Annotated in this window: 6 protein-coding genes and 1 pseudogene; 4 read left to right on the top strand and 3 right to left on the bottom strand. The window is 58.3% G+C overall.

What is annotated here, in order from left to right:
* The first annotated feature begins 526 nt into the window (after nucleotides 1–526).
* Nucleotides 527–2,584, top strand: coding sequence for a diguanylate cyclase domain-containing protein (locus tag IQ273_RS27475; protein WP_194026313.1), 2,058 nt, complete (start codon nucleotides 527–529; stop codon nucleotides 2,582–2,584).
* Nucleotides 2,585–2,597: 13 nt separating this feature from the next.
* Here the strand turns inward: IQ273_RS27475 and IQ273_RS27470 are convergent, their stop codons facing one another.
* Nucleotides 2,598–3,167 (bottom strand): hypothetical protein, encoded by a 570-nt coding sequence (locus IQ273_RS27470; RefSeq protein WP_194026312.1) that lies wholly within the window; start codon nucleotides 3,165–3,167, stop codon nucleotides 2,598–2,600.
* Nucleotides 3,168–3,173: 6 nt separating this feature from the next.
* Here IQ273_RS27470 and IQ273_RS27465 point away from each other — a divergent pair, with 6 nt between their 5' ends.
* The 3 genes from IQ273_RS27465 (at nucleotide 3,174) to IQ273_RS27455 (ending at nucleotide 6,418) form a co-directional block, all read left to right on the top strand.
* A complete protein-coding gene (locus IQ273_RS27465; protein ID WP_194026311.1) occupies nucleotides 3,174–4,331 on the top strand; it encodes a cysteine desulfurase family protein in 1,158 nt (385 codons plus the stop codon).
* Nucleotides 4,332–4,484: 153 nt separating this feature from the next.
* On the top strand, nucleotides 4,485–5,792 hold the full coding sequence (locus tag IQ273_RS27460; protein WP_194026310.1) for a tetratricopeptide repeat protein: 1,308 nt from the start codon (nucleotides 4,485–4,487) through the stop codon (nucleotides 5,790–5,792).
* 377 nt (nucleotides 5,793–6,169) lie between these two features.
* Nucleotides 6,170–6,418: a hypothetical protein gene (locus IQ273_RS27455; protein ID WP_228053991.1), complete on the top strand. Its 249-nt coding sequence runs from the start codon at nucleotides 6,170–6,172 to the stop codon at nucleotides 6,416–6,418.
* Nucleotides 6,419–6,631: 213 nt separating this feature from the next.
* Here IQ273_RS27455 and IQ273_RS27450 read toward each other — a convergent pair whose 3' ends face one another.
* Both IQ273_RS27450 and IQ273_RS34080 read right to left on the bottom strand, forming a co-directional pair.
* The gene (locus IQ273_RS27450) at nucleotides 6,632–7,273 is read right to left on the bottom strand and encodes a hypothetical protein (RefSeq protein ID WP_228053984.1); all 642 of its coding nucleotides are present in this window, start codon (nucleotides 7,271–7,273) and stop codon (nucleotides 6,632–6,634) included.
* Between the two features lie 321 nt (nucleotides 7,274–7,594).
* Nucleotides 7,595–7,806: pseudogene (locus IQ273_RS34080) on the bottom strand (IS4 family transposase); the annotation flags it as partial.

Here is a 7,806-nt window from a genome sequence, read left to right as displayed (position 1 = left end):
AGCGGGGAGGGGGGCGGCAGAACCGGCAGACTGAGGGGCGATCGCAACGGTGGTCATGGCTAATACCTGACGGTCATCTCTTTACATTCTGCAATATTTCCTGCCCAGTGGCTGGTCCAGCCGGGTTGTCTTAACTACCGGGGAAGCTAAAACAGCTACTTACGCTAAACACCGCCATTCCAGTGCTTAAATAATCAGTGGGCTTACTCAAGCTTTTGGGGGCTTTGAGTGCTAATTTAGACAAAAACATCTTGATTAGAGGCGAATTGAGCCATGGGTCGTCTCAATTCTTGAAGCGGTGTAAGGCAAAGTATAAAGAGTGCTAATGGCTGGCTTTTAAGCTAGCGTGAACAACACTTAGCTAGGGCCGTAGAACTAGACGCTAGGGCATAGCGGCTTTATCAAAGGTTTCGCCATTGAGACATGCTTCGCTGATGGTCCTGCTGCGATCGGGTTTCAGGTCAGGTGCCAGCAGGGTCATTAGCTGTTTCGGGGTTGATCGTTTACCTTTCGCTGGGTCTGAAGCATGACGCGCAACCTTCCGCCCCAATCGGCTATCAATGAAGCACAAATTTTGGCGGCGGTGGCGGCTGTCTGTGATGCAGCAGTTTTGGCCTACGACCTAGATCTTTTTCTCCAGCGGGTGGTAGACACCCTGCGGCAGCTGCTCGACACCGACCGGGTGGTGGTCTATCAGTTTTTGCCCGGCGATGATGGTGTTATTGCCGCCGAGTCGGTGGGGGCAGGCTGGTTGCCCCTGCGGGGGGAGCTGATCTATGACCCTTGTTTTGAAAATGGCTGGGGCGATCGCTACCGCCAGGGCCATATCGGCATCGTTACCGATGTGCAGCAGAACAATCTCGAACCCTGCTATGCCGATTTGCTCACCCGTCTGCAGGTGCAGGCCAAGCTGGCCGTACCGATCTTTGCTGGCTCTCAGCTGTGGGCGCTGCTGATTGTACATCGCTGCAGCAGCCCTTGCGATTGGCACCAATCGAGCCAAGTTTTGCTCAAACACGTAGCGCGCCAGGTTGGTCAAACCATTTACCAAAACGAGCTGGAGCGACAGCTGGCCCAGCAGCAGCGACAAACTCGCCCAACCTTGGATCAGACCGAAGAGTTGTTTCAGCTGGTTACCGACCACGTCGACCAGCTTTTATTTATTCGCAATGCGGTGTCGGGGCAGTTTTTATACGCCAACGCCGCTTTTGAACAGATTTGGCAGCAACCCTCAGCTGCTCTCTATGACGATCCCAATCTCTGGCAGCGCCAGATTCATCCCGACGACTTGCCTAATGTGTTGGCCTCGGTAGGACGGCAGTTCGAGGGCAACTCGGTGCGACGAGAGTACCGCATTGTGCGCCCCAGCGGCGAGATACGCTGGATTAAAGCCCACGTGCGGGTGGTTGAGGATGACCAGGGCCAGCCTCGCTATATGGTAGGGTGCGCCGAAGACTGCACCGAGCACCGAGAGCTACAGGCTCACCTGAGGGCCACCGAGGCCACCCTGAGCCGCCGAGTTGGGCAAGAGCAACTGCTGCGCATGCTGACCGCCCGTATGCGCGAAACCCTAGATTTTGAGACCATTCTCAGCGCTGCGGTAGCTGGTATTAAGGCCGTATTTAATGCCGATCGCGCGGTGATTTTTGAAATCTTGGCCGACGGCCGCCGGTGTATTTCCCAGCAGGCAACTCATCCTAACTACATCACGATCAGCGACGCGATGATTCCTCCAGAGCCTGTATCGGCTGACTATCTCAAGGCGTTGCAGTCGGGACAGCCTCAAATTTATAACGATATTTCGACCTTTCCTTGGTCTACAACGAGCGTGGTTTTTTTGGCCAGTGTTGAGGTTAAATCGGCCATGGTGGCTCCGATCGCTCATCCCTTTGGCGGCGATCGCCACCCGGTGTGGGGCATTTTGGTGGTGCATGCCTGCGGCGAACATCGTCAGTGGCAGCCCTTTGAGGCCAACATGCTGCAGCACTTTGCTGACCAGCTCACCACCGCACTGAACCAGGCCGAGCTATACCAGCAGCTGCAGGCCGCCAACCGAGAGCTTGATCGGATCTCTAAGGTCGATAGCCTGACCCAGCTCGCCAACCGGCGCTGGCTCGACGAGTACCTGACCCAAGAGTGGCAGCGGCTAGCTCGGGAGCACAAACCCCTCAGCGTGGTGCTGGCCGACGTCGATTTCTTCAAACCCTACAACGACACCTACGGCCACGCCGCAGGCGACCAGTGCCTGATTGATATTGCCAACGCCATTCACCACGGCGTTCGTCGCCCGGCCGATTTAGCGGCGCGCTACGGCGGTGAAGAATTTGCCCTGGTGCTACCCGACACCGACACCGCCGGTGCCATTCGAGTGGTGCAAATGGTGCGCCACCACCTGCAAATTCTAGGGTTGCCCCACGGCGCTAGCCCCAGCAGCCCTACCATTACCCTCAGCTTTGGCATTGCTACGCTAGTGCCTACCCCCGGTAGCCCAGCAGAAAGCATTTTGGCGGCGGCAGACCAGGCTCTCTATGCCGCCAAAGACGCTGGTCGCAATCAGTACCACGTGTTTCAGCGGCGGGGCTAATCGCTGCGGGCCATCAGCCCAAGGGTCTGACTAACACTAGGTATCCCCCCGTTATCAGCACCGCCGTTGTTCCCAGTACGGCCTGACTGACCCTGGAGCTGAGTCGGGGCAGCAGGTAGGCAGTAGCGACCAGCACCAGCACCAGTTCTAGGGTTGCCCCCAGTCGCCCAAAGTGGTCAGCATCCCAGTAGGAAACGGGGCTGATGAAGCGCACTGAACTCAGCGGCCAAAAATGGCGATGAGCGTCGTCGTGATGCAGGGGCAAATCGGCCAGGTGGTGTAGCACCATGCTGGCTCCCACAAATCCCAGCCAGTACCGCTTGAGGTAGTAGCCCAGCGCGATCGCCAGCAGCCCCAGCGGTATCGAGTTGCCGACGGCAAAAATATCCTGCCAGGGCTGGCTGTAGTAGGCTTCGCTCCAAATGGTTTGCTCGGGCAGGCCCTGAGCCCGAGCCCAGGCGTAGAATACAAACAATGCTGCATCGGGGATCAACCCGCCGATTAAAACGGGCCAGGTCATCACCGGAGCGACCGGGCGACGCAGCACGGCCAGGTTGAGAATCAGGTGACTGGGAGTATTCATAGGGCTATGGTACATCGCCCAATTTATCTAGACTGCCACGCGACCACGCCGGTCGACCCTCGGGTGCTGGAAGCGATGCTGCCATTGTTTACCGAGCAGTTTGGCAACCCGGCCAGCCTCACCCACGCCTACGGCTGGGAAGCAGAGGCGGCGGTAACGCGATCGCGCCAAACCATTGCCGAGGCCCTCAATGCCAGCCCCGAAGAAATCGTCTTTACCAGCGGGGCCACCGAGGCCAACAACCTGGCGATCAAAGGCATCGCCGAGGCCTGCTTTAGCCGGGGCCGCCACATCATTACCGTGCAGACCGAGCACAGCGCCGTGCTCGACCCGTGCCAGTACTTAGCATCGCTGGGCTTTGAGATCACTTACCTGCCGGTGCAGCCCGACGGCCTGGTGAATCTTGATGCCCTAGATAAAGCCTTTCGTGACGACACGGTGCTGGTATCGGTGATGGCGGCCAACAACGAGATTGGCGTGCTGCAGCCCTTGGCCGAGATTGGGGCGCGCTGCCGCGATCGCCAGGTTTTCTTTCACAGCGATGCGGCCCAGGCGATTGGCAAAATTCCCCTCGATGTGCAGGGCATGCAGCTAGATCTGGTGTCGCTGACGGCCCACAAGGTCTACGGTCCCAAGGGCATTGGCGCACTCTATGTGCGGCGGCGACCCCGCGTGCCCCTAGCGGCCCAACTCCACGGCGGCGGCCACGAGCGGGGGCTGCGGTCGGGCACGCTGTATCCGCCACAAATTGTCGGCTTTGCCAAAGCGGTAGAGCTGGGGTTGGCGGAACTGGAGGCGGAGCGCGATCGCCTGATTGCCCTCCGGCAGCACCTCTGGCAGGGGCTACAGCCGCTGCCAGGCCTGCACCTTAACGGCCATGCTACCCAGCGGTTGCCCAACAACCTCAACGTTAGTTTTGAAAGGGTCGATGGGCAGGCGCTACTGCTGGGGTTACGCGGTACGGTGGCGCTGTCGTCGGGGGCGGCCTGTAGCACCGCCAGCACGGCCCCTTCCCACGTACTCAAGAGTTTGGGGCGAACCGATGCGCTGGCCTACGCCTCGCTGCGCTTTGGTCTGGGCCGCTTTACTACCGCCGCCGAGATCGATCAGGTAGTAGCCGGGGTGACGACTACGGTGCAGGCTCTACGCCAGGCAGCCGAATGAGCAATACCACGGTTGACGAGATAAGGCATAATAAAAACTAGCTTTGGGGTCGGGGCATCTACAGCAGCTAAAGCAGTGCCCAAGTTTAGGTTCACACGCTATGGGGCACGACAGAATCGGCGCGACAGAGTGTCTTAATTCCCCGGCAGGCTTATGACTACTGCAAACTGTCAACTCAGCGACCTGCTTAAAGCTGGTATTGAACAGGCCCGGCTGGGCTACTTTGAAATGGCGATCGCGCACTTTTCCCAGGCCGTTGCGCTCGATGCCCGCTGCGCCAAAGCGCTTTACAATCGGGGCTGCGCCCACCGCGACCTGGGCCGCCATACCGCCGCTGCGGACGATTTTTCTGCCGCTCTGCGCCTAGAACCCTCTTTTGCCAATGCTTACATTAACCGGGGCAGCGTCTACCGGCTGCTGGGGAAGCTGGCCGAGGCCCTGGGTGATCTCGATCGGGCCATACAGCTCCAGCCCCGGTCGATCAAGGGCTACGGCAACCGAGGCCGGATTAAGCTTGATCTGGAAGACTACAGCGGGGCGATCGCCGACTTTGCGGTGGTGCTTGCCGAACAGCCCAAGTTTGCCAAAATTTTGCTGTGGCGGGGGCTGGCCTATCTCAAGCAGGGAGCCCACGCGGCCCTGGCTGAGCACCGACGTGAGGCCTACCAATGTGCGATCGCCGACTTTACCGGGCTGCTGCAAAGCCAGCCCAACCACGCCGAGGCCTACAACTATCGGGCGGTGGCCTACTTTCAGCTACGCAACTATTACCAGGCCACCCTCGATATCAACCGCGCCCTGGATTGCCAGGTCGATTACGTGGAGGCTTACATTAACCGGGGCATGCTGCGCCACGAGCTAGGCGACTTTCAGGGGGCGATCGACGACTACACCACAGTGCTTGAGCTTAACCCCGACCTGCAAGATCGCTCCTACAACCAAACCCTGGTGGGTCTGGCCCTCGACAGCCCCGATGCCACTCTGAGCGAAGATACGCCCCTAAATCTGCGCTTTCGGCTGGCCGACCTGTACGACAGCCGGGGGCTACTGCGCGCCCAGGTGGGCGATACGGAGGGCGCGATCGCTGATTACACCCTGGCGCTGCGTTTTAACCCCCACAGCGGGCGCATTTGGGCTAACCGAGGCCGCGTGTTTAGCCGCCAAGAAGACTACCCCGCCGCGATCGCCGACTTCGATCATGCCCTAGAGCTACACCCCGGCGACGCGTTGGCCCACTGCGATCGCGGCTACGCCCTTTATTTTCTCGATGAGTGGGATATTGCCCTCGAAGACTTTAATCGCGCTATTGAACTCAGCCCCGCTCTGGCCGAGGCCTACATTGGTCGAGGCCACACCAGCATTCGCCTGGGTCACGGGGCCAATGCTGCCATGGACGACTTTCGCAAAGCGCTAGAGCTATCCTGGGACAGCCGCAAATCGGAGCGATCGCGCCCGCTCTAGATCTCCATGCCACAGACACTATAAGCAAACAGGGTTCAGCAGACAGCAAACGCCCTTGGTTAGGCAGCGTAGTAGGAGCCTTGGTGGGTGGCGTAGGCCAATACCTAATTACGGTGCTCTTTTTTTACTACGTATTCAACTGGGGCGGGCCGTTTTTTCGGAATCATGCGGGCGTTAGTTTGCCTGACCCATGGCCGCCGCCATCAAAAAAAGCTGCCTTACTCGGCCTTAACGCCTCCACGTTGAGAACGGCTTGGCCTAACGGAAGAGAAAACCTCTCCACTGCTACCCGCGCCTGGTAGATGATTGCGATCGCATCGGCCCCCTCACGGGATGCTAGGCGAGTTCCCCGTTTTCTTTACCGAAGGTGAACTCTCATGACTTACGAATTCAGACTGCCCGTGCGCAACCAAGAGTTGGTGCGACTGATCGCCATCGGCGACTACAGTGCCGTGCGCGACACCATTCATCAGCTAGGGGCGGATCCGGCTACGCCGACCCAGACCGCTGGTCAAAGCTCATCCCCACGGGTCGCGAGGGCGAGTATCTCTCTATCCACACCCGCCGCTACGCCCCATCGCCAGAGTAGGCCGCAGGTCTGGGGGTTTAGTTTGGCAGAGCCGTGAAGTGGAATGGCCGAAAAAGAAGGGTGGGCGGTGCCCACCCTACGGTGCTGCTTTCTAGTAGCGGCAGGTTGCTAGCAAGGTGGGGCGGGGCTACGGCGATCGCCCCTCTTACCTTACCTGCGATCGCACTACTCCCACCGCAAAATTGTGGCAGGAGATTGCTTGTCGGTGCATCAGTTTCAGAAGATAGCTTTCGCAGGCATCACTCAGATGTTACCGCCGTCTGCGACCAGAACTACGGCGTGGGGCCGAGCGGCGCGAACTGCCAAAACCACCACTTGAAGGCCGAGCACGCTCGTTCCGTCGATTATTACGTCGCAAATTGCTGTTGCCAACGCCACTGCCTGAAGGTCTATTGGTATTAACACGCGGGGCAGTGCTGCCGGGCGAGCGTAGCCTACCACTCGACCGAAACTGACGGTTCCGATATTCAGCAGGGGGGGCTTGGTAGCGCGACTGATAGCGCGAAACGGCTTCGCTGTAGCTGCGGCCATAACCACCGTGGCCGACCAAGGCTACACCTGGTCGATACATTGGCGGCATGTAATACTGCGGGCGAAAGAGTAAGTTGCCGACCGCCTGACCCGCGATCGCTCCTGCAAATGGCGTCCAAAAGCTGGGCTCTTGACGAATAATGACAACTTCTTCCTGCCCAGTCTGCGGATCGGTCTGAGTTGCAGTTACATTATGAACGTATTCAATTCGAAAATCGGGTGTTAGATACAGCGCCGGTTGTCCGTTTTCAACCCGCAGTTCACTCGATTTGCCAGCAGAGATTTCTTCGTCGGTTAGGCGTGCCAATGGTAAATTGGCGCTGCGAAACATCGACTGCCCAGGCCCGGTGTTAAGCAACATTAGGCTGTATTCGCCCGAGCTGTCGTCGTAGGTGGCTTGCTGCACAGCATAAGCCCCGTCTGCAATTGAGCTAGCAGCAGCAGGAGCAGTTGTTTCTTGTGGAAGTTGCGGTACTGGTTGCGAAGCGGAGTAATCTTCTAAGCTAGTGCAGGCAACCGACGACCACACTAGAGATAATGCCATTAAGGAAGCAGAAAGTTTACGTATCATTGTAGTTAAAGGTTAAGCGTGATGAATCAAAAAAACTAGAGGGGAATGAGTTCAGGGAAACTTTCAATCAGTTGGTCTGATGCTTAGTGGTGCAGAAAACTTAGGGCAGTCTCACCATGAGAATGTGAGGACCTTAGCGAACTCAATGCGACAGTCTAGGGCGTCTCGCTTGCATCGAGAGGCGCAAGCGGGCGGTGGATTGCCCTTAGGCAAGGCTTGGAGGATGGGCAAGGGCAAACGCTCGTAGCAAAGCCGAGCCAGTTCCCGCAAACCGAGTTGCAGAAAACTCAAGCCCCGGTCGCCATGCCAATCCAGACGACTCC

Origin of the sequence: Nodosilinea sp. LEGE 07298 (assembly GCF_015207265.1) — a bacterium.
GTDB lineage: Bacteria > Cyanobacteriota > Cyanobacteriia > Phormidesmidales > Phormidesmidaceae > Nodosilinea.
The sequence above is the reverse complement of the archived record's forward strand: the minus strand, read 5'-3'. Positions and strand labels throughout refer to the sequence as shown.